This window comes from Natribaculum luteum, assembly GCF_023008545.1.
Classification (GTDB): Archaea; Halobacteriota; Halobacteria; order Halobacteriales; family Natrialbaceae; genus Natribaculum; species Natribaculum luteum.
The window spans coordinates 625,816-651,465 of the sequence record NZ_CP095397.1; the positions used below are offsets into that span (position 1 = coordinate 625,816).

Below are 25,650 nucleotides of genomic sequence, written 5' to 3' on the forward strand. Positions count from 1 at the left end.
CCGTCTACTCGGTGGCTCGGCAGCCGATCCACGCCGCCGACGGTACCCCACGGCGGGCGAGGCGGCCGAGATCGGCAGCGTCGTCGAGAATGCGGCCATGGCCAGTGTCGTCACCCCTCGATCGACTCGAGCGGGACGGTCGGCGTTTTACGACGGTAGGCCGTGTACGTCGACTCCGCCCACTCGCGAGCCTCCGCCGTATCGGTATCGACGACCACACGGACCATCACGCCGTCGGGATCGTAGCCGCTGACCACGACGCGACGGTCGAAGAGGCCGACCCCGAAAGAGGGCAAGTCGTCGTGTAATCGGACCGTAAGATTACCGCTCGCTAACGCCTCCGAGAAGAGTTCCGGGTGGGTCGACCGAATGTAGGTGGCGACTCGAGGCGGGTTGATGAGTTCCGTCTGCATGCCGTCGACGATCTGTCGACAGAGTTCGTCCTTACACGGCTCGAGCAGAGCCACGTCGAATCCGGCGAAGCGAAACCGGTCCGTCTCCTCGAACAGGGAGACGAATCGAGTCACCGGCCGATACGGGTCGTCCGACTCGGCGACCGTCACGACCGCGTCGGAACACATCTCGATCGTGAACCCGCTATCCTCGCCGGGAAGCCAGTTCCAGACGTCACGAAGCCTTCGCTCGGTTTTGATCCGTTCGATCAGTTCCTCCATCGCGGACGCGATGAACGTGCCGAGTTGCGTCGTCTCGTACTGGTATCCCTCCCTGCGGATCCAGTTTCGCTTCTCGAACTCTCGAAGCGTTCGACGGATCGTCGACGACGACACTCCGGTCATCTCCCAGAGTTCGGACCGACTCCGCGGCCGGATACTCAGCGCGACGAGCGTCGGGACACGGTGTTCGGATCGGGTGAGGTACGCGATGTCGTCGAACGTCGACTCGGCAGTATCGTGTACCATGGTAACGTTGCCCATGGAAGACGTACGTCCACCGGTGGTATAGCTATTCGGTGCTCGGCCAGCGATTACCGGTCTCCAGCCCGAAAATCGATCCGCTCGTCCGCGCAGCCGTCGACGTGCAGGCGACCCGGTGTCGGGGATCGCTCGTCCAGTCGACGCGACCGCTGCGACGAGACGAGGAGCCAGCTGGAAACCGCGCCGCCTGAGGCGTCTAGACGGTTTCCATGTACTCGGCTCTGAGTTCGTCGTCCGTGAAGTCCTGCCCGTGTACTTCTTTCATGTGACTTCTGGCCAGTTCGACGGCTTCAGATTCGTTTTCCGACTGGATAACGAACCGGCAGTCGGCGGCTTCTTTCTCACAGTCGAGACGGTGGGCTTTTGCCATGAGGATCACCTTCCGCGAGAAACGCTACGAGGACGAGGAGTAGGTAACTATCTGATGAACGGCCGGCATTCACTGCCGGTCGTGCAGCCGATGATCGGCGGTCACCGGTTGCCGGCCCGGTGCCATCCGTTCCGTCGGCCGCTCTCGTCCGAGCACGAGCACGTCGTCGGCCCACGGTCGAACGAGATAGCCAGGTGAAACGTTCATTTCTGTCGAGACCGAGAAGGTATCATGAGCTTCGACCGGCTTGCAGACCTGCCGCTGTCGATCGACTCGGTGACCCTCGAGCGACGCGAACGGGAGACCTCGAGTGACTTTACCCGCGTGACGACGCTCGTCTCGCTCGCTGGCGACGGCGCAGTCGGCAGAGGCGAAGACGTCACCTACGACGCCGACGAACACGACGCGCTCGCCGAAACCGGCCTTCCCGACCTCACAGGGGAGTACACCCTCGAGTCGTTCTCCGCGCACGTCGGCGACTGCGACCTGTTCCCGGCGGGCGCGCCCGACCGCGAGGTGTTCCGCAACTACCGACGGTGGTCCCTCGAGAGCGCGGCGCTCGACCTGGCGCTCCGGCAGGCCGACACCGACCTCGCGACGGCACTCGGCCGGTCGCCCGATCCAGTGCGGTTCGTCGCCAGCACGCGCCTTGGCGACCCGCCGACGAGCGACCGCGTCGACGCGTTACACGAGCGCGTGCCTGATCTCGAACTCAAACTCGATCCGACCCCGGAGTGGGACGACGCGCTCGTCGCCGACCTCGCGGCGACCGACGCGGTTCACATCCTCGACCTGAAAGGCCAGTACGAGGGCACCGAGGTCGACGTCCCCGCCGACCGCGACCTCTACGACCTCGTCCTCGAGTCGTTCCCCGACGCCGTCGTCGAAGACCCGGCGCTGACAGACGAGACGCGACCGCTGCTCGAGGATCCGGCCGTCCGCGAGCGGGTGTCGTGGGACGCGCCGATCCACGGGATCGACGACCTCGAGGCCCTGCCGTGGGAGCCGTCGTGGTGCAACGTCAAACCCTCTCGCTTCGGCTCGCTCGAGTCGCTGCTCGAGACGATCGCCTACTGCGAGGAGCGCGAGATTGCCTGCTACGGCGGCGGACAGTTCGAACTCGACGTCGGTCGCGGCCAGAACCAGTTGCTGGCGTCGCTTTTCTACCCCGACGGTCCCAACGACCTTGCACCGCGTCGGTACAACGAACCCGACCTCCCCGAGACGTTGCCGGCGAGCCCGCTCGAGCCGCCTGCCGAGCCGGTCGGTTTTCGCTGGTCCTGACGTCGGCGTTATCGGCCGTCGAGTTCGGGCGTCGACGCCCGTTCGCAGGACTCGTCGTCGACTCTCTGTCTCGGGCCGCCGACGGTGAGTATTTCCCTCCGCGCTCGCCTACGACCTGGCATGCAGATCGAACCCTTCGGCCTCGAGCGGTGGTTCGCGAAGTACGAACACGAGGCGGACGTCATGCTCGCCGAGAGCGGAATCAGGAGCCTTCCCGCGAGTCGCTTCGACACGGACCCCGGCGACCTCGGCTACGTGATCCCGACGAACGGCGACCCCGACTTCCGTGCCGACGTCGCCGCGCGGTACGACCGCGAGGCCGACGAAGTCCTCTTCACCTGCGGGACCCAGGAGGCGAACTTCCTGGCGTTTCTGTCGCTTTTGACCGGCGAACGAGACCACGCGGTCGTCGTGACCCCGACCTACCAGGCGCTTCACGCCGTCCCGGAGGCCGTCGGCGACGTCACGCGAGTCGCACTCGAGCCCCCCGAGTGGGAACTCGACATCGACGCGGTCGCCGACGCGATCCGCCCCGAGACGAGCGTGATCGTGCTCAACAACCCGAACAACCCGACGGGACGGTACCACCCGCTCGAGAACGTCGAGGCGCTGTACGACCTCGCCGCGGACAACGACGCCTACCTGCTCTGTGACGAGGTCTACCGGCTGCTCGCCGAGGACCCCCTCCCGCCGGTCGCGAGCATGGGGCCACACGGCCTCTCGACGACCAGCCTCACGAAAGCCTACGGACTCGCCGGCCTCCGCTTTGGCTGGCTCGTCGGCGACCGCGAGGTGGTCGACGCCGCCTGGAACTGGAAGGACTACACGACCATCTCGCCCGGCCTGTTCGGCCAGCACGTCGCGAAACAGGCGCTGGGCGACCAGGAGGACGACGTCCTCGCGGAGAACCGTGCACTCGCCGCCGACCACCGCGACCGGGTTCGGGCGTTCCTCGAGGAACACGACCTCGAGTGGTACGATCCCGTCGGCGTCAACGGCTTCGTCACCGTCCCCGAGGGGTTCGAGAACGGCCGGGAGTTCTGCCGGACCGTCGTCGAAGAAGAGAGCGTCGTCCTCGCGCCCGGCGACCTGTTCGGCTACCCTGGCTACTTCCGGATCGGCTTCGGCCTCCCGACCGACGAACTCGAGGTGGGACTCGAGCGGGTCGGGCGAGTGATCGCGGACTGACACTACTGGACGACACGATTCACTCCACCGGTGGCGCGGTGTGCCTTTTCGTATCCCTGCCCCAGTACCTGTCGTGGCTTCACCTTCGCTGAGGGTGCCGGTCGTCTCTCGTCGCGGGTCGGTTCGGGGCGGTCGGCCGGGCCGTCCCAGTTCGTATTCGAGTGCCACGGACCGATCTGCAGAGACGTGTTAGCGAATCGAACCCGTAGAGGCGCTCAGTTTCAAACGGTTTATGCCCCTCGGTTGATTACCCCGGGACATGGCGAAACAGCAGCAAGAAGTTCGCGACCTCCAGGAAGGTAGCTACGTGATGATCGATGACGCCGCGTGCAAGATCAACGCCTACAGCACGGCCAAACCCGGCAAACACGGCAGCGCCAAGGCTCGCATCGAGGCCAAGGGCGTCTTCGACGGCAAGAAACGATCGCTCTCCCAGCCCGTCGACGCGAAGATCTGGGTCCCGATCATCGAACGCAAACAGGGCCAGGTCGTCTCCGTCGACGGCGACGACATGCAGGTGATGGACCTCGAAACCTACGAGACGATGACGATGCGCGTCCCCGAGGACAAAGACGTCTCGCCCGACGACAACATCGAATTCCTCGAGATGGAAGACCAGCGAAAGATCGTCTAATGTTTCCCGGGGCGACCGCCGACCGTGAGGGCGCGAACTTCGTGGTCGTCGGTGCGCCCCTGGACGTATCGACGACCTTTCAGCCGGGAACCCGTTTTGGCCCCCGGCGAATCCGGACTTTTGGAGAGACGTACGACGACTACGACTACCGGACGGACCAGTACTTCTCGGAACTGGGCGTCCACGACCACGGCGACGTCTACGCGTGGGACGACGCCGCCGAGTACCTCGAGTTCCTCGAGGGAACGCTGCGCGACGTCGTCTGGGACGACGCCGTCCCCCTCGCGCTCGGCGGCGAGCACGCGATCTCCGCCGCGGGCGTCCGCGCGGTCGACCCCGAGGTGTTCGTCTGCCTCGACGCCCACCTCGACTTGCGTGAGGAGTACGACGGCAACCCACTGAGCCACGCTGCCGTGACACGGCGGATCCTCGAGGAGGACGGCGTCGAGGAAGCGATCGTCCTCGGCGCACGGACGGGCAGCGAAGAAGAGTGGAACCGCGCGGCCGAAGACGACGTGACCGTCGTTTCGCCCGAGGACGTCGCCGACGTCTCGCTCGGCGACCGACTCGCAGGCCGCGAGGTCTACCTCAGCGTCGACATCGATGGGGCGGACCCGGCCTACGCGCCGGGAACGGGGACGATGGAACCGTTCGGGCTGACCCCACGTGAGATGCGCGACGTCGTCCGCAAGGTCGCCCCGCACGCGACCGGCTTCGACGTGGTCGAGGTCAACGACCGCGACGACGGCCAGGCCGCGGCGCTCGCCGGGAAACTCCTGCGGGAGTTCGTCTTCTCACACGCCGACGCGCGGTCGTAGGCGATCTCGAGACGCCCGCCGTCGAACCGGCCTCGAGTCGGCTGCCGATCAGCCGGATACAAGCCACTCGAGCCCGCACCGACGCCCATGGAGCTTTCGGAGTTCGTCGACCGACTGGATGCGGAGCTGCGTACCGCCGACTACGCCGACCTCGACGCGAGCGCCAACGGACTGCAGGTCGGCCCCGACGAGGGAACCGTCGAGCACGTCGCCGTCGCCGTCGACGGCGTCCTCGAGACGTTCGAGGCGGCAATCGAGGCGGACGCCGACGCCCTCGTCGTCCACCACGGCCTCTCCTGGGGTGGGTTCGATCGCGTCACCGGCCGAACCTACGACCGCCTCGAGCCGCTGTTTTCGAACGACCTCGCACTGTACGTCTCGCACCTTCCGCTGGACGGCCACCAGGAACTCGGCAACGCGGCTGGCGTCGCGGACGTGCTCGAACTCGAGAATCGCGCCCCGTTCGGCGAACTCGGCCCCGAATACGTCGGCCAGCGCGGGACCGCCGTCGACTCCTACGCGCCCGCGGAACTCTGCGAGCGCCTCGAGGCCGACCTCGACACGGGCGGTCGCCCGGTGCGAGTCCTCGACTTTGGCCCGGACGAGATCGAGGACGTAGCGATCGTCACCGGCAGCGGGGTCGACTGGCTCGACGAGGCGGTCGACGTGGGCGCAGACGCGCTCGTGACCGGCGAAGGGAAGGGGAAGGCCTACCACGAGGCGAAGGAAGCCGGGATCAACGTCTTCCTCGCCGGCCACTACGCGACCGAGACGTTCGGCGTCCGGGCGCTACAGGACCTGATCGAGGAGTGGGATCTCGAGACGACGTACCTCGACGTGCCGACCGGCCTCTAGGGCGTATCGGTCTCGTTGTCGTGTCACACTGCTCGTCGCATCTGACGTGAGTCGACGCGTCCCGTCGGGTTACGCTCGACGAGCGAACGAGCGCGACACTGCCCACGAGTTCGGCCTCACTGTCGATTTCCAAGCAACTCCTGCTACTACCGGATAACAGTCAGTGCATACCCGATCGCGTCTCGACGGCTGTCGCCGTTGCCGAGGGCGTCTCGAGTGCGATCGACGTCCCAGCCGTGTTGTCCAGAAGTATAACCCTACGCTCACCGATGATTCTCGTGTATGCCGAGCGACCTCGACATCAGCATTCGTCTCGTACGGAACGCTACCCTCCTCGCGACCGTCGGTGAGACGACGTTCCTCGTCGATCCGATGTTCGCGTCTCCGGGCGACGTACCGCCCATCCCGGAGACGCCGAACGATCGTGAGAATCCGCTCGTTCCGATGCCCGACGTCGAACTGTCCTACGACGCCGTGGTCGTCACCCATCGTCACCTCGATCACTTCGACGAGGCGGCGAAAGCCGAACTCGACGCGGACGTCCCCGTGTTCTGTCAGCCCGAAGAGGAAGGCGACTTCCTCGAGGAGGGCTTTTCCGACGTGCGACCCGTCGACGACGAGTCGTCGTTCGGCGACGTAACCATTCACCGGACGCCCGCCCGACACGGACACGGAGAGCTAGCCGAGGAGATGGGACCGGTCTCGGGGTTCGTCTTCGAAGCCGACGCGACGCTGTACCTCGCCGGGGATACGGTCTGGTACGACGGGGTCGAACGGACGCTCGAGCGCTTCGAGCCCGATCTCGTCGTTCTCAACGGCGGCGAAGCACGATTCAATCGGGGCGACCCCATCACGATGGGCGTCTCTGACGTCGACGCCGTCCGCGACGCCACCGACGCCACGGTCGTCGTCGTTCACATGGAGGCGATCAACCACTGCCTTCTCACGCGCGACGAACTGCGATCGGAGACGGAGGGCGTCCACGTTCCCGAAGACGGGGAACGAATTACTCTGTGACGTCGATCAGTAGGTCCGGTACGTCCCGGAGCCGACGTCGATGCGAACGAGCGCGTTGTCCGCGTACGCGTCCGGCTCCGCCCCGTACTTCGCGTTGATACGACGGCGGGCTTCGCGGGTCGCCACCTCGTCCTCGACGACCGTCGCGGTGCCACGCAGCGTCACCATCCACCGGGCGTCGCCGCCCTCGTCTTTCTGAATCGAGAGGGCGACCCGCGGGTTCTCGCGGACGTTCTCGAGTTTTCGGCCCGTGGTCACGATCTCGACAGTCCCCGCGTCGTAGCGGTACCAGACCGGCGCGACGTGTGGCCGATCGTCGACGCTGGTCGCCAGGTGAGCCATCAGCGGTTCGCTCTCGAGCAGTCGTTCGGCCTCGGGCGGGAGCTCGGTCACGATCCACATAGGGCATCCGACGGCAAAGCTTTCACCGCCGTCACTCCGGGAACAGCTCCTCGGTGCGCTCGATCCCGTCGATCGACTCGAGATCTCCAGTCTCGAGTTCCAGCTCCCGTGCGGCGAGGTTCGCCTCGAGGTGCGCCCGACTGCTCGCTTTCGGGATCACCACCACGTTCTCTTTCGCACACAGCCACGCGATCACCACCGCCTCCGGCGTCGTCTCGTGTTTCTCCGCGACCGCGACCACTTCCTCGACCTCGCGGACGCGGCCGCCGGCCAGCGGCGAGTACGCCACCAGCGGGTAGTCGTGCTCGCGGGCGTGCTCGAGCGCTCCGTCGGGCTGGAACAGCGGGTGGAACTCGACCTGGTGGGCGGCGATCGGCGACTCGAGGATCTCGCGGGCGGTCTCGAGGTCGGCGACCGAGAAGTTGCTCAGGCCGACGCTTCGAATCCGCCCCTCCCCGCGGAGCGCGTCGAACGCCGGCAGGGTCGCCGCCGGCTCGTAGGCCTCGATCGGTCGGTGGACGTACAGCAGGTCGACGGACTCGAGTCCCAGTCGGTCGCTGCTCTCGTCGATCGTCCGACGGACGTCGTCGGGTGCGAGGCTGTCCGCCCACACTTTCGTCGCCACGACCAGCTCTTCGCGGGAGACGTCGCTGCGAGCGATTCCCTCGCCGACGACGGTTTCGTTCCCGTAGATCTGTGCCGTATCGAGGTGCCGGTAGCCGACCTCGAGTGCCGTCGTGATCGTGGCCGGGTCCTCGATCCCCATCGTCCCGAGCCCGACGGGTGGGAAGTCCATGGGCGTACTCCCGGTGGCGTGGACAAGAAGCCTCGCGTTTCGACGCCGGTGTCGCGCGTCGCCGTCGACGGTTCGTAATTTTTGGCTAAGACGAACGGACACCCGAACTGTCTTCTGGAGCCCGTCCGTAGTTCCGCCCGGCCGATGACGATGCACCCGTTCCGAGCCGGACTCGGCATCCGGTGGTGACGAGCCCTATGAGTGCCGAGGCCGAACAATTACCGACCCTTCATTTCGCTCATCGATTACAAAATGATACCCCTGAATTCGAGCCTCTCTCTTATTGGAATTCTTGAATAGCGCTTTGGTCGTCCTGTTCGCCAGGGAATGTATCCTCCTCATCGAACTCTGCAAGCTCTCCCCTTAGAGTTTTATTTAATACAGACTGTGGTAAAATCTCGATAATCTCTTCGAGACGTTCTTTTGCTTCTTTTGCATCCTCGATTTTCTCAAAGAGACTACCAAGGTTGTTCACGATACGTTCCTGCTCCTCAATCGGTGGGACCGGAATATTCATATCCAGAACATCCTTTTTTCTCAATTCGATTTGACCAGTGCTACCCGCTGCATTGATTTGGTCTTGTCCCGACTCAGAGCGGAGGAAATACCACAAGAATCGAGGAAGTAAGGTGTCAGATGTTCGCATAATCGTCACGTGCCCATCTACGACAAAGGGTTCATCACTACCAGGGAATACCTGTGCTCTGCCCACCGTACCAACCCCTGTAGAGTTCACTAAAACATCCCCCTTCTGGAGATAACGATATTCCTGCCATTTTGGTCGATGACTTTCTGCTAAACGTCGAGCGTTCTCCAGATAGATATCATCCCAGTAAATGCATTTCTGATTGATAATTTGTACTTCGCCATCCTCAGAATACTCCGGTTGCTTTCCTCGTTGAATGTAGTCGCAGACATCCTCCGCTTTCTCCCATCTCCAGTGCTCTGGTATTTCTTCAATCATCCTGACCTCCATTTTCCTCAATCTCAGTCATAACTTGCTCTGTACTTTCCATCATTAATTCCTGTAGAGACATCAGTTCTGTCAGCAATTCCTCTGGCTCAGGGAGTTCTTCTCCGTTGTCGAACTCAATGTAGTCCTTGTAATTTAGTGAGTACTCGGTGTCTTCAATTTCATCAAACGACACCGAGTGGTATCTTTCGCTGTAGTTGGATAGCGATTTGCCGTCAGACCGATTTCGTAGCAGTCTCATGAATGGTCTCTCAATGGTGAATCAAGTGTGTCGCTGGGGGTTAGCGGATCGCTGGAATCGATAGATTCCACGATCCGCACCGAGAACAGTACGCATCTCCGCCAGCAACTCGTCGTCAAAGAGCTTGAGAACCGACTTCTTCGTCGTCAGATCACTGCAAAACAACAGCAGATCGAACAACTTGAGGCTCGCCTCAAGCGGTACGAAAACCCAAACACACCTCCCAGTAAGCAGGGTGGCGTGGCTGGATCACCTGGCAACGATGACAGCGACGAGGAAGAGAACGAAGACCAAGGGGACGACGCTGGCGGCGACGCTGACGCCGCCAGCGGCTCCTCTCCAGGACGTGACGAAGGTCACGAAGGAACAACTCGACCGCCTCCGGAACCAGAGGAGACTATTCGAGTCGATCAGGGATATTGCCCAGACTGTGAGCAAATCCTCTCTAACCCGGACAGCTACATCTCACGGACGATTATCGACATACCTCTCCCTATTCCAACCACTGTCGTCGAGTACGAACTCGGCAAACACCGCTGTTCCTGTGGAAACGAAGTCGTTGCTGAACATCCAGACTGCCCGGAAACCGGGCGGTTTGGGCCAAATATCATGGCCCAAACCGCCCTCGGTAGGTTCCATCAGCGACTTCCAAACCGTAAACAGGCGGAGCTGTTTGACTGGGAACTCGATACACCCATCTCTCATCGGACGATCTACAACCTGACCAAGCGGGTCGCAGACCGGCTGCGACCCGCGTATGACGATGTCAAAGCCCGTATTCAGGAAAGTGACGTCGTCTACTGCGATGAAACGGGATTTCCTGTTGACGGAGAGCAACACTGGGCGTGGACGTTCGTTACTGACGAAGAAGTGCTGTTCTGGGTTGATGAGAGTCGTGGAAGTCAGGTGTTAGAGGACGTCCTCGGCGAGGACTTCGCCGAGGACTCAACGCTCAGCTGTGACGGTTGGTCAGCGTATCCGAGCTATCACACGAAGCTCCAGCGGTGCTGGGCACATCTGTTGCGGGAGGCGGAGTACGTTGCTGAACGGTACGAGGAAGCAGAGAGGTTGTCTGAGGAGTTACACGCTCTCCATGACGATTTAACGGCGTTCGACGAGGAGGATCCGTCCGCCTCCGCCCGCGAGCAAAAGCGGGCGGAGGCGTCGTTACATCTGGAAGGCCTGATCAGGGAAGACTACGAGGCACAGGAGGTCAAGAAGCTGATCGAGAAGATCAGGAACGGGTTAGGGCACTGGCTGACGTTCGTTACAGAGCCAGACGTCGATTCGACGAATAATCGCGCAGAGCGCGCTCTGCGCGAGCAAGTTGTGCTGCGGAAGATGTTCCGGACCCTCCGCTCAGCCGAAGGGGTCCAGATTCACGAGACGATTACGACCATGTTAGCCACGTGGAAACGACGAGGACTTGATCCGCCTGAACAGCTCCAGTCCATCCTCGGTGGGCAAGAACTCAGATTAGGATGAGAGGCATCACTGGCCGGTGAATCCTGGTCACGCTATCCAACTACGAGTTCTTTAATCTCGTGGCGGTCGAGACGCTTCCGCTCTTCGAATACCTCGACTTTGACTTTCTCAGTGAGTATGACGTGTTCGTCCCCGCTCGCCGGGGGCGAACACGAGACCATCATCCGCCACAACTGTTCAGAGGGTTTCTTCACTGCTACTACAAGGGGATCTACGGCCCTCGTCCTGTCACCCGAGAACTCCAGAATACGGCCGTCTGGCTCAGCTGCGGGTTCGATCGACCGCGTCTCTCGACGGCGGTCGATCGCTTCCTCACCGATCTCGGACTTATCGTTGACGACGTGTTCAGCCGCCTCGTCGAGTAGGCCGCGGGCAGCGGCCTGCTCGACTCTACCCTCCGTATCGATTTAACCGATCTCGAAGCTCTCGCGTCGAACGATGACGCTTCGTGGAATTACGATCCAACAGCTGAAGAGTACTACTACGGGTTCGGCCTCGCGATCGTTTCGGCAGGGCCAAAGATTCCGATTGCAGCGGAGTTTACGCAGGCGAAACAGGCCTCGAAGGAGACAGCGATGTGCGTCACGCGTGACGCGCTCGCTGTTAGCCATCCGACCTGGATGCTTGGGGGCAGTGCTTACGACATCCTCGACTGGCACGACTACCTGCTGGAAGCAGGAGTCGTGCCGATCGCCGCGTATAACTCACGGAACACAACTGATCCACTCGATATCGAATACCGCGTCGAAGATTGAATCAGCAAATTTACCGAGGATGTGACGCTCAAACATTCGATCATTGATGAGACGTACAAGCGTCGAACACAAGTTGAGCGGACGTTTGGGGCGTGTTTAGACGGAGGCCTCGAGACGCTACGCTCCCGAGGCCACGTCCATGCGCGGGGAAAAGCGTATCTTGGACTGTGTCTCCGAATGATCGTCGCCATCACGAACTACGAACAGAGTGAAAATCCGGGTCGAACCAAGCTCGTGGCATGAGATGAATTGTAGGACACCCTCAATCGTAGCCTTTGTCCACAGCAAGGCTGCGCAACGAACACTTGTGCTCGTGTGTAGATGCAGCCTCGGGCACGTTTGCGCCCGAGACCGCTGTCCTTGCAAGTATCGTTGGCTTGCTCGACTCCTGTACGGCGATCGTATGTCACGTCTAAGATGGATTGCTTGAGCTGTACGTCCTCTCCATGTTCCTCAACACGGTCTTCGACCCTGTACTCGATGTCTTTCGGGTCGTTAGTGTTGCTCGGATTGTGTGTGATAGCTGTCACTAACCTGCTGTGATGATCAAGATAACTTTTGAAAGTCAAGAAAGTCCTTTGCCCACTTCTTGGCGAAGCTGACTCGTTGTATCACTTGTTTGTATATGTCTTGACAGATTCGTGGAACTCGTCTTCGTCCTGGACGATGATCGGTGACATCGTCTACATCAGGTGTTTCCAGACCTGTTCGATCGGGTTGAGCTGCGGTGACTCAGATAGAAGGAACACGAGATCAATGCCAAGTTGATGGGCGCGTCTGCGCGTGTATTCACAAACATGTGATCCGTGCTTGTCCAAGACAAGCAGAATCCGCTTGCCGGGATTCTGCTCGCGGATCTTTTCTAACACGCCGCAAATCCGTTCTTTCGTCTCATCCTCAGTCCATTTCACCAGACTGTTACTATTCATAGTGATTAGGATGGATCATTACCAGTAAGATACGGCCAGATGGATCGTCCCCGCACACGCACGAGACCGAACTGTCTCCGACAGTTTTGGTCTCGCGCTCACCACTCACGTGTTCCTATAGTAACCGTTAGAATTATTTACTCGTAAAGTGTTGCGACAGACAGTGGATCACCTCGACGAGATCTCGGTCGAAGAGTTGTAAGATGCAGTGTTGAACGCAAGACAGCGCCGTCATAGAAATTTTGACATTCGCTTTTCCACCGGTAGCTACGCTCTATCGGTAGGTTCTGAGATCGGACGATTCGATTTCAGCCGACTTGTGCAGTGATCAAAACATCAGTTTCACAAGATGCTGCACGAAGTGTGAGATGGACGATGGCGATGCCTCTCTCGAATACGTCCGGAGAAGAGGAGCAGGCGGCGAGCCTTAACTCGCCGCCTGCGCGAGGTTATGGACGATGCACTTCCGTGTGAGCTCCCGGAACTGGCCATGCCAGCTCCGGGAGCGGAGCTCGTCGCCGTCGTCCTTCAGCATCGCAAATACGGTCTCACTCATTGACCGTTGATTGTAGACTTCGTCGTCAATTCTGGCGTTGTGAGCCTTCTTGAGTGCGTTTTGCTCACAGTGTTTGATCACTGGTCGCGTTGACGCTTCACGGCAGGCCTCCCGGAGATTGCTCCATGAGTACATCTTGTCAGCCAGAAGTGCCTGCAGGTCTTCGGCGTTGCGCCGAAAGACCTGCAGCCCAATGTGACCGTCATAGGCTTTCTTTGTGGTGAAATGAGCGTCCATGATAGCAAGTGACTCCGTATCGACGAGCAGCGTTGTCTTCATCGCATTGAACGAGTAGCCGACACGATTTCGGTAGTGCGAACTAGCCTGATCTCGCTGGAAGCCGCTGGCATCGATCGAGGCAGTTCCTGAGAGCCCCGCCTGCTCCGCTGACCGGCGGAGCAGGCGGCGCAACTCTTTCATCGGGAATTCTCCGTCCCACACGCTGAAAGACGTGTAATCAGGTGATTTCTCAAGGCCGAACACAGCAAGGATTCCCGGCATCTCGTTCAGATAGTCCTCGAACTGCCGGAGCGGCTTGTTGACTTCCTCTTTGAGCAAGAGCAACGCGATCTTCGTGGACTTGGCGTACCCGTCCGCGCCGTCCGGCGCGGCGGGTACGTCTGGTTCTTCTACGTGGGTCGTGGCGAACTCGTGAAACGTCTGTTCGAGGTTCCTGAGACGTCCCATATCGCCAGACGGCGTCCAAATCCCCTGAAATCAGCGATACAATCCGCAGAGGGCGTCGGCGTTCAACAGAGCATTGTAAGATACTCTCGACAACGTGGACGGAAAAAAGCCGACACAACGGCTCTTAGCCGCAATAGCGTACAAAAACGGCGTCACACAGACTGAACTCGCCGAGTGGGACGGCGTGCAGCGACAGACGATCTATAGCTGGCTCAAGCGACTTGAAACTGATGAGTCGCTTGAGCAGACTGTTACTGATGTTCATCAATCTGGGAGAAAGAGGAAGTTCTCGGAAACTGAGCAAGAGCAGTTTGAAGCAACTGTCTATCAAAAACCACGCCGTACAGCCGCCGAATCCGATGCTGACGAGCAAGAATCGTTCCGCGAAGAGTGTAAAAAAGCGGCGGGAGATGGACGCCACAGTAGTCTGTATCGATCAAACCAAGAAATTCGTGCAAGTCAAGCCGCGTGCCGCGTGGTTTCCCCGCGGCACGCGGCCGTCTGCCGAATTATCCGGCCAACGCGACTGGACGTGTCTTCTGGGCGCAATCACTGAAGACGGTGATCGCTTTTTCGCTCAATTCAAAGAGTACGTAACTGCCGAACACGCCAAACATTTCATTCTTTCATTATGTAAGAGGTTCGGAATGATTTGCTCATCGTACTGGATGGAGCGCCGTATTTCCAGGCGTCGGCCGTCACGGACCTGGCGGCCCGTGACGACCTCGCCTTCGTCACGTTACCGGCATACTCGCCAGAGTTAAATCCTGTCGAGGAGTGCTGGAGACAACTCCAAGCTGCTCTCAGCAACCGCTTCTTTGAGTCACTCGACGATCTTACAACGGCGCTTGATACAGTTCTTGACCAGATCACTATACCAAAAGCGAGTAATTGTTTCTAATTTCTACTATGGAACCCGACGCAATATGGTGATTTACCAGAGTCAGTGAGGGGAATCTTTTCGGGAGAGTGTTTCGCCGGTAGTATTGCGGCTAACAGTCCATGCAAGAACGGTCCCAAAGTTTTCAAGTATGCAGCATTAGTTGAGAAAATTAATGGTCGAGAGCTTCGTCATTTCACTCAGTAGTCTCGTGTTCGTCGTGGTGGGGCTCATCACGGTGAACAAGGGTCGCGCGGAACGTGCAAAGAGCACTCGGATGGAGGAGACCGAGACGACGGCAATTCGCGATCTGGAACCAGGGCCGGTCGAGGTCAAGGGGACTGTACGCGGGACCGACGACGCGACCTTCCAGCAGTCGCCCATCGACGGGACGGAGGAATTAGCCGTCCACGTCGAGGTCAAGGAATTGCACTCGGACGGCAATGGTCCGGGCAACTGGCAGACCATCTTCGAGGACCAGACGGCCGAGCCCATGTTCATCGACGACGGCACCAGCGAGGTACTGGTCGACCTCCCGGAAGACGGCGGGTTGAACCTCGAGCAGACAGAATGGAAAGTCGAAGCCGGCGACGACCCACCAGAAAAGATCCGCACGTACGTCGGGAACGAGCCCGCACTCGACCTCCCGGATGGCATCGACATCGGCCCATTGAGCACCGGTGAGCGCCGGCGCTACCTCGAGGGCACACTCGAGCCGGGCGAGGACGTCTATCTCCTCGGGACCGCCAGGGAGACCGAGGCGGGCTGGGATAATCACAAGTACGTAATTGACGAGCCGACGCCCGACGGTGACTTCATCCTCTCGGATAAGTCGGAGGCCACGCTGATAGAGGAGGAACGGAGTAGTGGCCTCGTCCTCCTAGCCGCTGGCATACTCATGACCGTGATTGGACTGACTGGGGTCGTTTCTCCGTTCCTATCGATATAACAGGCTCTGTTAAAATCCTCTTCTTTGATACCTAATAGAATGAAATTTCAACTCACTCTACGTGCCTATCGGTCACGATGGGCGAAGTCGAGGATGGCGATCATCTGACTCCAATTTTCCTATAGCATCTGTACAGATACACTACACCGAAGGGGATCGTAATCAATTAACCGGCTGAAAACACGTACAAGCCCAAGTGTAGTATAAGCGTGTCATAGAATCGGTGACAGGGCTATGAGACTCGTGGTTCCGAACCACTCTCAGAGGTCCTCTGAAAAGACTCTCACCTCGCCCTCGTTGGTAATCCCGATATCAATCGACGCCATCAGTTCGTTCTGTTTCGTACACTCTTCAAGCACCCCGTAGAGGTGTGTATAGAGCTCCGGGCGACAGTACGCAATCTTAATGCCAGCCTCGTCTCCGTGTGAGTACACACTGGCGACCAGATCGTCAAAACTCGTTCCTGGAGAAACAGAAAACTGAACCGGCGACCGAATCGTCCGGACGAGTTCTAATGTCCGACGAGCTTTCTCAACGTTCTGTTTAGCCGCGCGTTCGATAGCGCTCACGTTCGAGCCAGTCGTGTCGAATTCCTCGGCTACTTCCTGTTGTGTAAATCCTCGCTCTCGGAGCTCGAGCACCTCTATTTGGCGGTCAGTCAGGATCGTCGAGTCTGCAGAGATCATATTGGTCAAACAGTAGTGTTTGAGATAAGCTTTTTTCCTAACTTCTTCTCTATTAGCACGTGACGAATACGCGATCTAGTATCACCCGGAGGCAATTCCTCACTACAGTCGGTGCGACAACCGTCTTCGGGATTGCTGGCTGTAGCAGCAGTAACAGTACGGGTAAAATGGAGTTATTATCAGCGGGAAGTCTCTCGATAATTCTCGGGAACAAGGTAGGAGAGTCGTTTGAACAGGAAACGGGGACAACGTTTCAGGGAGAATTCCATGGCTCGAATGCTGTCATGCGGTTCATCACGTCAGGGCAGAAGTCGCCAGACGTGGTCGCAAGTGCTGATGCCGGCCTACTCCGTGACGAACTCCAACCCGACTACACGACGTGGGATGTCGTCTTCGCCTCGAACTCCGTTGGTATAACGTACAACCCCGACACGCAGGTCGGACGGATGCTCGAAAACGGGACACCGTGGTACAGGGCATTACGTGAGGCGGATTCGGAGATAGCGATGAGCGACCCCGATCTCGATCCGCTCGGGTATCGGACGGTCCAGATGTTCAAGCTTGCCGAGGAGTACTATGATGTCGATGGTCTAGCACAGGACCTCATCAACCGACTCGAAATCGATCCACAGGAAGCACATCTGCTGGCAGGAATTGAGACGGGAGACCGGGCCGCTGCTGTCTGTTATAAGAATATGGCAGTCGACCACGGTCTCTCCTTTGTTTCGCTACCCGACGAACTCAATTTCTCGAACCCAGAGTACGCAGATCATTACGCTCAAGCGACGTATACGACTGACGAGGGTACGACTATCGAAGGGACGCCGGTACTGTACAACGCGACCGTCCTCACCAGCGCTGACCATCCCGAGAACGGACGACGGTTCCTCAGCTACCTCCTGCAGAACCGGGATGTCCTCAGCGAGAACGGCCTCATAGTCGATGATAGATTCCCCAGAACGAATGGAGATGTTCCGGAGGAAGTCCTTCCATGACTCGGATGCACGAAACCAAAAGTAACCGAACAGGATTCAACTCAGTCTTCGGTGGTGACTACACTGTCTTTGGTCTTCTCGGGGCTATTCTGGCCGTCTATCTGCTCTACCCGTTTGTGACCTTTTTCGCGGGCGCTCAGGGGAACGGAATCTCTGTTGCTGACTTCACACGTCCAGAGATCATTTCGGCAGCTAGATATTCGCTCACGACAGCCCCTATCTCGACAGCTGTAGCCACAGCCTTCGGCGTACCTCTGGCCTACTTTCTCTCGCGATCGGAGTTCAGGGGCAAACTCCTCGTTGACTCTCTGGTCATACTTCCGCTCGTGCTTCCGCCAGTCGTTGGCGGTGTGATGCTCCTCACGGGCTTCGGTAGCTTCACACCTGTTGGGCAGGTTGCCAACTCGCTGGGACTGACGCTCACCGATTCGTACATTGGTATCATCTTTGCACAGACCTTCGTGGCATCTCCGTTCGTCGTCATCACGTCACGTGCGGGTTTCGACTCCGTCGAGGAGTACGAGAGAGCGTCGAGAAGCTTGGGAAAGGGACCTGTTGAAACGTTCTTCCGGGTCTCGTTGCCGCTCACCAGCGGACACATACTCGCGGGAGTCGCCCTCACGTTCGCGCGTTCGATCGGCGAGTTTGGTGCCACGATGATGACAGCGTACAATCCCCATACAATGCCGACGCAGATATGGGTGACCTTCATATCGAGAGGGGTCTACGCCACTCTCCCGATTGTCGCAGTGCTGGTGACTTTCGGATTGGCCGTAGTCGTCGGAATCCGCTATTCCGGAAAGAGCATAGGTGTCAAAGAATGATCCGTCTCGACGGGGTCACGAAGACCTACGGCGGCTTTGGGCTTGATGTTGACGTCGAACTCGGAAACGAGATTACTGCGGTCATTGGACCTAGCGGGAGCGGGAAGTCGACACTCCTCGAGATCATCTCCGGCTTCGAGACTCCCGACTCGGGCTCCGTTTTTCTCAATGATCAACCGCTCGATGGTGTCTCCCCCGAGCGGAGAAATATCGGGATGGTCTTTCAGCGACCGACGCTCTTTCCTCACCTCTCTGTGCGTGAGAACATCGAGTACGGGGCTGCGATCACCGACGACGAGATACGCGACCTGTGTAAGCTGCTGGAAATCGACGGATTGCTCGAAGCTGACAGATCGCCGGAGACGCTCTCGGGGGGCGAAAAACGCCGCGTCTCGGTGGCCAGAGCGATCGTTACAGAACCCGACGCATTACTCCTTGACGAGCCCACGACGGGACTCGACGAACCCATCCGCCGGCGTCTCAAGTACGAACTCCGGCGCGTACTCGCCGACCTCGACATTCCCTGCATCTATGTCACACACGACCAGAACGAGGCGTCAGTCGTCGCCGACTCGGTCGTCGTGATGCGGGATGGCACTGTACTCCAGCAAGGTAGTTATGAGGAGATGCTTGAATCGCCACGGAACGAGTTCGTCGCCGACTTCGTGGGCATCGAGAATCTCATACGCGGTGAGATACGTGAGACTGAGTCCGGCCGAACAGTCGTGGATACCGGTGTCGCGTGGGTCGAGCCGGAACAAACGGTTCTCGATGACGGTAACGTATCGAAATCTGATGTCTGCATCGGTATTGTCCCCGAATCCGTGACGATCACAGAGAACACGAGAGGCGACGGCGGTCGTCGTACCCAGACCCAACCACACCGGTCTGATGGCACGTCTATCAACAGTATCGACTGCACCATAGAGAGGGTCATATCCGAGAGAGGATCGAAGACGATCTTCCTCGACTGCGGCCTCTCAGAGACGTTCAAAGCAGTCGTCAACTCCAGTGTCACTGTCAACGAAGGGGATGACGTTGCCGTCGAATTCGACGGTTCGGATGTTGTAGTCGTATGAACTGTTGCGAGGTCGATACGAGTGACGCATACACATTCACAGAAGTAGAGATCAGTGAGTTGCGTTTTCATCTCGATGTTAACCGAGTAGGATGTTGAGCGAGTGTTCCGAGAGACGCTCTGAACTCCATAGGCAGTAAATATGGATTGGTGATCATGTTCAATGCTCGAGCATTGGGAACTTCAGTCTCAACTTCTGGATCAAAGAGTTTCGTCATCACAAAAGAGCGGAGCCCTTTCGAACGACAACGGTCACTGACCGTGAACAGCCTAGACCGTGGAGGTGGCGATGATTGCGCGAACACCAGCAAAAAAGGTGCTTAGGCCTGGCGATTCCCACCAACGGCAGAGTTCGAGGAAGTGGATCGTCGTCCATCCGGTCACGGCCAATGAGACACGGCCCTCGTGCCAGTACCGGGCAACCTTGTGAATGCACACCTGCTTGCCTTCCTCGATCCACAGAGCGTCTGATGACTTCCAGATCGTCACGCGTGTCTGGCCACTGCCATCCGCAATGACATCAACCTGCGCGATGCTCGCACGTGAGGGATCCCACAGAATTTCGACACGCCATTCGATGCTCACCTCTTCGATTCACCCTCTCGAGTTTTCCAATGGGGATGACGTGCCCGGATGCCGTCTGCAGTTCCTCGAGTACGTTGACGAGCGCACTTGTCAGGTCCAGGCCACCGACGACGGCTTCACTCAACCGTCGACTGATCGCTGCTCGAGACCAGCCATCCAACTGCTCTGCCAGTCGCATCGACTGCTTGTTCACAGTCGCCAACTGCTTCTGGGTAACGGTTTTAGGGATTGCACAGAGCTTGCCCATCACCATCCTGGCGACCGGAATTGCTCACGTCAGTTTCAGCCGTCGTGCTGCGCGTTCAGTTCTCCGAGGAACCTGCCTGCCGTCGTCCCGATACGAACGCCGTCGATATCGCACATCTCGAGATCGTGCGTGGCAGTCCGAAAGGGGTATGGTCGACGAGGATGCGGTGGTTGACATCCTCCTCCGCGTGAACGCGGAGGAATCCCGAGGTTGGGATATTACGGTTTGCAGTCTACCACCTCTGCCCGAGGTTGGAATCCTCGGGAAAGGTCGTGAAGGTAGACTCCGGGCTGTGCCAACCAGCCGGTACTCCTATCCCCACCCAAATCGGGTGCAGATTCGGAGTTACTTTCATTCAGGTCGAGACGGATATTCTCCGCCCCGTTTACGTCTGCATTGAACGCCACATCACACGCCTCACACACGTACAAGCCACGCTCGACGCGCTGACCATCGTCTTCCCTACCGCATACGCAACACGTCTTGCTCGTATCGCGTTCGGACACTTCCACGACCGTGATTCCCTCAACTTTCGCCTTGTATTCGAGGATGTTGGTGAAGCGGTCGAACGCCCACCCTTGCAAGTCGAGGTTGCCGTGCTTGCCCCAGTTTTTTGCTTCCCCGTCATCGTCCTCTCGGACGCCTTCCAAGTCACCGACGTTGATGCGTCCAACCCTCTTCTCAACACACCGTTCAACGATGTGCTTGGCGAGACTGTGGAAAAAGTGGGTGCGGCGCTCCGACCACGTCTGGTGAAGCCTTGTCGCTCGTTCACCACCGCTATCGTCGCATGTGGCGATTTCCTTCGGGAAGTAGTAGCCGTCTTGCTTCAGGCGGTTGCCGGGGTAGAGGTCGGCGTCTTCGGTGCTGTACGCAACAGCCGCGAAGTTACTGATACCGAGGTCGATACCGGCAGTTTCGTTGCCGGGTGCGGTAGGTGTCTCGATTTCGTCTTTACAGACGAGGTGGAGTTCCCACCGCTCTCTCTGCTGGTCGTAGACGGCGCGAACCTGTTGCAGGTTCTCGACTGTGACGCCGGGACGGGTTTCGTATTCGACAAGGATATATTCCCACGCTCGGGGATGTTCCTTGTGATTCGCACCTTTCGATAGCCGGACGCGGTTGTTCTTCGTATCGTGACGGATACCGTTTTGCTTCCACGTCACTGTGCTGCGCGGGTGCTCTTCGTGGACGCGGCGGCCTTCGTCATCGTAGTAATTGCGTTTGCGGTAGCCGGGCGGATTGTCCCGGTCGTCGTCCGAGGAGTACCACGAGTTGAAGGCTTCAGCGAGTTCCTCCAGAACCCGCTGACTGGACTGAGAATGGAGTCCCTTGTATTTTCGCTAGTTGTCCACTCTGGCTAAGCGGCCAGCTGGCTAACACGTAGTGATGAAGGAAGCGGGTGAATCAGAAATCTGATTCATCCGCTGTCCGGATCCGCACCTGATGAACCTTCCAAAACTCAAGCAGGTGCTTACTGATCCAGACGAGTTCATTTCGAACCGGCAACTCAAGGCTCTTTCTCTGGAGCTCCTCCTGTTGATTCCGATGCCGGGAATCGAGGGCTCGCCCCTCGATCCCGGCGATATCATGGAAGTCGTTCTTCGAGCCGCCGCTGGGACAACCTCTGTCAACGGCGTCACGACCAATACAGAGGAAACGCCCAATAGAGAACCCGTCATGGATTGGCTCCACACGCTCCAAAAAGACCCGATGCTAGACGCCGTCAACGATATTCTCGCTACGCTGGCGATGACGGTTCTCGACCGCCACAGGTCGAGAACCGTCTGTATCGACTTCATGGACAACCCCTTCCACGGAAATCCCAGCAGTGACGGCGAGATCAGACGGATGTCTGCTCGGGACGGGACTACCCAGTGTCATCGCTACTGCACAGCGTTCGTGATTGCGCAGGGAAAGCCGCTGACACTCGCGGTTGAACCGGTTGCTGGCGAAGATAGCAAGGCCGACGCGGTCGAGCGCCTGCTCGCCCGCGTCGAGACGTATCCATTCGAGATCGACCGAATTCTCATGGATCGAGACGCCTACGTCGGGAAGCTGATTGGCGTCCTTCGAGAAAGTGCACCGCCAGTCTTCCCGGTCAAGACCGGGAAGGCGTCGATCCGAAAGAAGCTCTCCGTAACGGCGTCATACATGACCGAAGAGACGATTTGTGAGGGGAAAGAGCACGAACAGACGTTTCCGATGGCAGTGAACGTTACCTACCAGAACGGTGACCGTGGAAAGTCTGGCGTGAAGACGACCGGATACGCGGCGTACGGTCTGGAAGACCGGACGCCGACGCAGGTTGCGACGATCTACAACAAGCGGTCACAGATCGAAAAGAGCTACGAGAAGTTCCGTGAAGCGCGTGCAGTGACGACAACACCGTCAACGACGATTCGCCTCTTCTACGTGGGTGTCGGGTTCTTGTTAGAGCAGTTGTGGCTGGTATTACAGTGGGCCGTGCTCGCCCGGCCACGCCGTGGCGGGCGAGCACTTCCCGTTGAGTTCACGTTCGGAGATGCGTTTCTCCACGGAGTCGTCCGGGAGTTAGACCGCGATCTGGGATGGAAAGAGAAGCATCGGACGAACGGTACCGGATTGCCACCTGGATGTGATCACGGACTCGGCTAAGCCGCCTCGCTTCTGACGAAGCGAGGTCGGCTACTAGCGTCAGCTATCTTTCTCGTCGTCAGAATCTCTGCCAAAGTGAGCGTAGTGAGACAGATTCTCAACTGTGTGCTGTCTCCTCGTCAGGTTACACACTGATTCTGCCTCACGTCTCGTCTATTTCCTCGGATCTGTCCGTGGCGTGATTGACGCAGTGGACAACTAGCGATTTTGGATGTGTCTTCAATTCGTCTTTCAACTCCTCGTGGTCGGGAATCTCGCCCGTTTCCGCCCACACTTCTCGGGAATGGTAGTTGGCGACGTTCCACAACTTGCTGGCACTCCACCCGTGCCGGTCGAGCGACTCCGCGACCTGTGAGTGGTTGCGGATTTTCGCTCGATGGGTGCGGTGGACTTCCAGCATCGTGAAACGCCTCTATAATCGCTTATATTCGTTTCTTTTGTAAAGATTTGGATTGAGAACGGTGGAATATCCGGCTCTGTCGGAGTCGGTAGAATGGGTCACTGAGTGACGGCGCGTATCCATGGCCTGAAGGCCGTGGTATTGCGCCTGTTCAGCATATAATAGCTCTACTGAATGCATGGATCTATGATTTAAGTGAGATGATGGCGTATTCGATAGGTAGAAGTTGCTTCTTTGACCAGTATAGTTGTATGACTAAACCGGGCGAAGAAAAAGCAAATGAGTGGGATACTGACGCCTATGACGAAGAGCATTCCTTCGTCTTTGAGTATGGCGAGGGTGTGGTTGATCTTCTAGAGCCGGCAAAGGACGAACGAATACTCGATCTCGGATGTGGGACTGGCCACCTGACAGCGCAAATTTCCAACTCGGGAGCAAACGTTGTTGGTCTCGATAGCTCCGAAGAGATGGTTGCGAAGGCACGCAAAACTTATCCAGAGTGTGAGTTTGTACATGCTGATGCTCGGAACTTCGCATTCGAGGACCCATTCGACGCGGTATTCTCTAACGCGGCGCTCCACTGGATTCCCGAGCAAGACGCCGTTCTCGATTCGGTTGCTGACGCTCTCGTTCCTGAAGGACGATTCGTCGCCGAACTCGGTGGCGCAGGAAACGTCGCCGCTATCGTCAACGCAGTCCGTAAAGAAGCGGCTGAGCATGGCTATGAAGTCGAGAGCCCATGGTACTTCCCGAGTATCGGCGAATACGCCACGAAGCTCGAATCACATGGCTTTGAGACGCGACATGCGACACTCTTCGACCGCCCGACGGAACTCGATAATGGGCCAGACGGACTTGCAGAATGGCTCAGCATGTTCGGCGATAGCCTGCTATCCGTCGTTCCTGATGAGGACCAATCAACAATCATCTCTGCTGTCGAAGATCGTCTTCGCGATGACCTGCTTCAAAACGGAACGTGGATCGCTGATTACCGGCGACTCCGCGTCGTCGCCATTCAAACCCGCAAATAGCGTGAACCGCCTCGGGGTCACGCCTCAAGGCACTTGCCTTGCTCATCTGTAGACTGGCGGTCAGTTCGCACGACCTTCGTATCGATTAGTTCGCCGAAATGGAGATGCAACCAACTCCATGAGTATAATCCTATGATCCCCTCCTGTGAGAACTAGTATTCGCTCCACGACCGATCTATCTGTGAACGATTATTTTCCGTTCTCAGCGGTAGTTGGATCCAGGTTTCGGACATCTAGCTCGCCATCGAGATACTGCTGGCCTGCATCAGTAATGTCGTAGACACCATTCCCGAGGTGAACGAGTAATCCGTAGACAACAAGCTTCTTACAGCGCTGATTGATATGCTGTCGGGAGAATCGCACACGACCACTGTCAGCCATCGACTTTGGCGTATCTGGCCCGCGTTCAGAGAGATGTTCCAAAATCCGATCATCGGCACGTGACATCCAGTCAGCATCGAAACGCATACTCAACGCTGGTTGCTACACGAGTATCCAAGCCGCGTTCCGTCAACCAGAGATGCGGTAAGATTCTATAGGTGACCAACATCTCTTTAAACTACGAAAAACGACAAAGAGACATGAGTGATACACAGGATCGACCAACGCAAGATGGATATGACGACCTCCTCCTCGCAATTGTGGATGCACTCGAGGCCGAAGGGTTCGACCTCGAGTCCAATCGTCTCTATGACTTCATCGATCCAGATGTCCTCGAACAACTTCTCGAGTCAGCAACCGGGCCAGTGACGGTCACGTTTACGGCAGACGAGTATCAGGTGACCGTCACACCCACGACAGTAATCGTTTCTGAGCAGGCCAGTACAACTACAGACAGCCAGTGAACTGCCCACCGTATTCGCTCGTTCCTTGAGGGTGGAACCTCCTGCTTCCAAGACGCACCTTGCAGAAACCGAATCGGTTTCCGTAGGAAGCGCTGTCTCCACAGGCGTTGATTCGGAGCGTCCGGCTCCTACCTGTTTGATCCCGCGAGAAAGAACATTCCAGGTTGCATCCCAATCCCCATCCGTTGTGAAACCGCACGACGGGCAAGAGTGTTCGCGAACCCAGAGCGGCTTGTCGGTCGAGACACCACACGCCGCACACTCTTTGGCCGTCCCGGCCGAATCGACGGTCACGAAGTAGTCCTTTCGCGTTCACACTTGTACTCAAGCGTTCGGAGGAACGCTCTCCCCACTGCTCCGGCATGTTTTCGAGAGTTGTCATCAAGTTCGACCAGACCTTTTGCGTCAAGGTCTTCGACCGCAACGAGATCGTCTCTCAAACTCTGGTTCTTGTCGTACTAACAGGCTTCCTGGAGTACGATTTCATGAGCTATGTACTCTGCCGGTTGACCTTCATTCGACTGCTCGATGAGACCTGCAGCTTCTAAGCAGTCAACGCACTGGACGA

General features: G+C 58.3%; 25 protein-coding genes and 9 pseudogenes. 17 read left to right on the forward strand and 17 right to left on the reverse strand.

Translation table 11 applies throughout. The features are described 5' to 3' along the window. Positions 1-110: 110 nt before the first annotated feature. Entirely contained in the window at positions 111-935 is an 825-nt protein-coding gene (locus MU558_RS03215; RefSeq protein WP_246971903.1) for a helix-turn-helix transcriptional regulator, read from the reverse strand. 35 nt (positions 936-970) lie between these two features. On the opposite strand from MU558_RS03215, the gene MU558_RS03220 reads away from it, so the two are divergent. Further along, positions 971-1,126 carry a hypothetical protein gene (locus tag MU558_RS03220; protein WP_246971905.1) on the forward strand — a complete coding sequence of 52 codons (156 nt, stop codon included), beginning with the start codon at positions 971-973 and terminating at the stop codon, positions 1,124-1,126. A 5-nt stretch (positions 1,127-1,131) separates the two neighbouring features. On the opposite strand, the gene MU558_RS03225 is transcribed toward MU558_RS03220, so the two are convergent. After that, positions 1,132-1,305 carry a DUF1059 domain-containing protein gene (locus MU558_RS03225; protein WP_246971907.1) on the reverse strand — a complete coding sequence of 58 codons (174 nt, stop codon included), beginning with the start codon at positions 1,303-1,305 and terminating at the stop codon, positions 1,132-1,134. A 69-nt stretch (positions 1,306-1,374) separates the two neighbouring features. Next, positions 1,375-1,512, reverse strand: a complete 138-nt coding sequence (locus MU558_RS03230) for a hypothetical protein (RefSeq protein ID WP_246971910.1) — start codon at positions 1,510-1,512, stop codon at positions 1,375-1,377. 24 nt (positions 1,513-1,536) lie between these two features. Between MU558_RS03230 and MU558_RS03235 the strand changes: the two genes are divergently transcribed. The 6 genes from MU558_RS03235 to MU558_RS03260 all read left to right on the forward strand — a co-directional run bounded on the left by MU558_RS03235 (position 1,537) and on the right by MU558_RS03260 (position 7,101). Then, a complete protein-coding gene (locus MU558_RS03235; protein WP_246971913.1) occupies positions 1,537-2,589 on the forward strand; it encodes an enolase-like domain-containing protein in 1,053 nt (350 codons plus the stop codon). 120 nt (positions 2,590-2,709) lie between these two features. Further along, positions 2,710-3,777 (forward strand): aminotransferase class I/II-fold pyridoxal phosphate-dependent enzyme, encoded by a 1,068-nt coding sequence (locus MU558_RS03240; RefSeq protein ID WP_246971916.1) that lies wholly within the window; start codon positions 2,710-2,712, stop codon positions 3,775-3,777. 259 nt (positions 3,778-4,036) lie between these two features. Next, on the forward strand, positions 4,037-4,411 hold the full coding sequence (locus tag MU558_RS03245; protein WP_246971918.1) for a translation initiation factor IF-5A: 375 nt from the start codon (positions 4,037-4,039) through the stop codon (positions 4,409-4,411). Then, the gene (gene speB / locus MU558_RS03250; RefSeq protein WP_246971920.1) at positions 4,411-5,229 is read left to right on the forward strand and encodes an agmatinase; all 819 of its coding nucleotides are present in this window, start codon (positions 4,411-4,413) and stop codon (positions 5,227-5,229) included. The genes MU558_RS03245 and speB overlap by 1 nt, the downstream gene beginning before the upstream one ends. 87 nt (positions 5,230-5,316) lie before the next feature. Then, positions 5,317-6,084 (forward strand): Nif3-like dinuclear metal center hexameric protein, encoded by a 768-nt coding sequence (locus MU558_RS03255; protein WP_246971922.1) that lies wholly within the window; start codon positions 5,317-5,319, stop codon positions 6,082-6,084. Between the two features lie 282 nt (positions 6,085-6,366). After that, on the forward strand, positions 6,367-7,101 hold the full coding sequence (locus tag MU558_RS03260) for an MBL fold metallo-hydrolase (RefSeq protein WP_246971924.1): 735 nt from the start codon (positions 6,367-6,369) through the stop codon (positions 7,099-7,101). A gap of 6 nt (positions 7,102-7,107) precedes the next feature. Here MU558_RS03260 and MU558_RS03265 read toward each other — a convergent pair whose 3' ends face one another. The 4 genes from MU558_RS03265 to MU558_RS03280 all read right to left on the reverse strand — a co-directional run bounded on the left by MU558_RS03265 (position 7,108) and on the right by MU558_RS03280 (position 9,447). Then, a complete protein-coding gene (locus MU558_RS03265) occupies positions 7,108-7,503 on the reverse strand; it encodes a pyridoxamine 5'-phosphate oxidase family protein (RefSeq protein WP_246971926.1) in 396 nt (131 codons plus the stop codon). A 31-nt stretch (positions 7,504-7,534) separates the two neighbouring features. Continuing rightward, positions 7,535-8,299 carry an aldo/keto reductase gene (locus MU558_RS03270; protein ID WP_246971928.1) on the reverse strand — a complete coding sequence of 255 codons (765 nt, stop codon included), beginning with the start codon at positions 8,297-8,299 and terminating at the stop codon, positions 7,535-7,537. 280 nt (positions 8,300-8,579) lie between these two features. Further along, positions 8,580-9,263 carry a restriction endonuclease subunit S gene (locus MU558_RS03275; RefSeq protein ID WP_246971930.1) on the reverse strand — a complete coding sequence of 228 codons (684 nt, stop codon included), beginning with the start codon at positions 9,261-9,263 and terminating at the stop codon, positions 8,580-8,582. Further along, positions 9,256-9,447 carry a hypothetical protein gene (locus MU558_RS03280; protein ID WP_246971933.1) on the reverse strand — a complete coding sequence of 64 codons (192 nt, stop codon included), beginning with the start codon at positions 9,445-9,447 and terminating at the stop codon, positions 9,256-9,258. The genes MU558_RS03275 and MU558_RS03280 overlap by 8 nt, the downstream gene beginning before the upstream one ends. A gap of 93 nt (positions 9,448-9,540) precedes the next feature. On the opposite strand from MU558_RS03280, the gene tnpC reads away from it, so the two are divergent. Together tnpC and MU558_RS03290 are read left to right on the forward strand one after the other, a co-directional pair. Beyond that, positions 9,541-10,998 (forward strand): IS66 family transposase, encoded by a 1,458-nt coding sequence (gene tnpC / locus MU558_RS03285; RefSeq protein ID WP_246971934.1) that lies wholly within the window; start codon positions 9,541-9,543, stop codon positions 10,996-10,998. A 20-nt stretch (positions 10,999-11,018) separates the two neighbouring features. Continuing rightward, positions 11,019-11,996, forward strand: a pseudogene (locus tag MU558_RS03290) (transposase). Positions 11,997-12,046: 50 nt separating this feature from the next. Here the strand turns inward: MU558_RS03290 and MU558_RS03295 are convergent. The 3 genes and pseudogenes from MU558_RS03295 to MU558_RS03305 all read right to left on the reverse strand — a co-directional run. Continuing rightward, positions 12,047-12,304: pseudogene (locus MU558_RS03295) on the reverse strand (IS5/IS1182 family transposase); the annotation flags it as partial. Then, a pseudogene (locus tag MU558_RS03300) lies at positions 12,300-12,682 on the reverse strand (transposase); the annotation flags it as partial. The pseudogenes MU558_RS03300 and MU558_RS03295, both read right to left, overlap by 5 nt. Positions 12,683-13,109: 427 nt before the next feature. After that, on the reverse strand, positions 13,110-13,925 hold the full coding sequence (locus tag MU558_RS03305; protein ID WP_246971935.1) for an IS5 family transposase: 816 nt from the start codon (positions 13,923-13,925) through the stop codon (positions 13,110-13,112). Positions 13,926-14,019: 94 nt separating this feature from the next. Between MU558_RS03305 and MU558_RS03310 the strand changes: the two are divergent. Together MU558_RS03310 and MU558_RS03315 are read left to right on the forward strand one after the other, a co-directional pair. Then, positions 14,020-14,826 (forward strand): annotated as a pseudogene (locus tag MU558_RS03310) (IS630 family transposase). A 154-nt stretch (positions 14,827-14,980) separates the two neighbouring features. Next, positions 14,981-15,754, forward strand: coding sequence for an E3 ubiquitin ligase family protein (locus tag MU558_RS03315; RefSeq protein ID WP_246971936.1), 774 nt, complete (start codon positions 14,981-14,983; stop codon positions 15,752-15,754). Between the two features lie 260 nt (positions 15,755-16,014). On the opposite strand, the gene MU558_RS03320 is transcribed toward MU558_RS03315, so the two are convergent. Next, positions 16,015-16,440 (reverse strand): Tfx family DNA-binding protein, encoded by a 426-nt coding sequence (locus tag MU558_RS03320; RefSeq protein ID WP_246971937.1) that lies wholly within the window; start codon positions 16,438-16,440, stop codon positions 16,015-16,017. A 59-nt stretch (positions 16,441-16,499) separates the two neighbouring features. Between MU558_RS03320 and MU558_RS03325 the strand changes: the two genes are divergently transcribed. The 3 genes from MU558_RS03325 to MU558_RS03335 are packed head-to-tail and all read left to right on the forward strand — an operon-like array spanning position 16,500 to position 19,338. Continuing rightward, the gene (locus MU558_RS03325; RefSeq protein WP_246971938.1) at positions 16,500-17,435 is read left to right on the forward strand and encodes an extracellular solute-binding protein; all 936 of its coding nucleotides are present in this window, start codon (positions 16,500-16,502) and stop codon (positions 17,433-17,435) included. Then, entirely contained in the window at positions 17,432-18,259 is an 828-nt protein-coding gene (locus tag MU558_RS03330; protein WP_246971939.1) for an ABC transporter permease, read from the forward strand. The genes MU558_RS03325 and MU558_RS03330 overlap by 4 nt, the downstream gene beginning before the upstream one ends. Continuing rightward, complete coding sequence (locus tag MU558_RS03335; protein ID WP_246971940.1) at positions 18,256-19,338, forward strand: ABC transporter ATP-binding protein; 1,083 nt, start codon at positions 18,256-18,258, stop codon at positions 19,336-19,338. Before MU558_RS03330 ends, MU558_RS03335 begins: the two co-directional genes overlap by 4 nt. A gap of 332 nt (positions 19,339-19,670) precedes the next feature. On the opposite strand, the pseudogene MU558_RS03340 reads toward MU558_RS03335, so the two are convergent. The 3 pseudogenes from MU558_RS03340 to MU558_RS03345 form a co-directional block, all read right to left on the reverse strand. Next, positions 19,671-20,139: pseudogene (locus tag MU558_RS03340) on the reverse strand (DNA-binding protein); the annotation flags it as partial. A gap of 65 nt (positions 20,140-20,204) precedes the next feature. Beyond that, positions 20,205-20,344 (reverse strand): annotated as a pseudogene (locus MU558_RS23510) (DUF8158 family protein); the annotation flags it as partial. A gap of 43 nt (positions 20,345-20,387) precedes the next feature. Continuing rightward, positions 20,388-21,509: pseudogene (locus MU558_RS03345) on the reverse strand (RNA-guided endonuclease InsQ/TnpB family protein); the annotation flags it as partial. Positions 21,510-21,615: 106 nt separating this feature from the next. On the opposite strand from MU558_RS03345, the gene MU558_RS03350 reads away from it, so the two are divergent. Then, positions 21,616-22,806 carry an ISH3 family transposase gene (locus MU558_RS03350; RefSeq protein WP_246971941.1) on the forward strand — a complete coding sequence of 397 codons (1,191 nt, stop codon included), beginning with the start codon at positions 21,616-21,618 and terminating at the stop codon, positions 22,804-22,806. A 190-nt stretch (positions 22,807-22,996) separates the two neighbouring features. Here the strand turns inward: MU558_RS03350 and MU558_RS03355 are convergent. Beyond that, positions 22,997-23,206 (reverse strand): annotated as a pseudogene (locus MU558_RS03355) (RNA-guided endonuclease InsQ/TnpB family protein); the annotation flags it as partial. Positions 23,207-23,457: 251 nt separating this feature from the next. Between MU558_RS03355 and MU558_RS03360 the strand changes: the two are divergent. Continuing rightward, positions 23,458-24,237 carry a class I SAM-dependent methyltransferase gene (locus MU558_RS03360; RefSeq protein WP_246971944.1) on the forward strand — a complete coding sequence of 260 codons (780 nt, stop codon included), beginning with the start codon at positions 23,458-23,460 and terminating at the stop codon, positions 24,235-24,237. A gap of 189 nt (positions 24,238-24,426) precedes the next feature. Here the strand turns inward: MU558_RS03360 and MU558_RS03365 are convergent, their stop codons facing one another. After that, positions 24,427-24,705, reverse strand: a complete 279-nt coding sequence (locus MU558_RS03365) for a DUF2250 domain-containing protein (protein ID WP_246971945.1) — start codon at positions 24,703-24,705, stop codon at positions 24,427-24,429. Positions 24,706-24,818: 113 nt separating this feature from the next. On the opposite strand from MU558_RS03365, the gene MU558_RS03370 reads away from it, so the two are divergent. After that, on the forward strand, positions 24,819-25,082 hold the full coding sequence (locus tag MU558_RS03370; RefSeq protein ID WP_246971947.1) for a HalOD1 output domain-containing protein: 264 nt from the start codon (positions 24,819-24,821) through the stop codon (positions 25,080-25,082). Between the two features lie 18 nt (positions 25,083-25,100). On the opposite strand, the pseudogene MU558_RS03375 reads toward MU558_RS03370, so the two are convergent. Next, positions 25,101-25,513: pseudogene (locus MU558_RS03375) on the reverse strand (zinc ribbon domain-containing protein); the annotation flags it as partial. Positions 25,514-25,650: the final 137 nt, after the last annotated feature.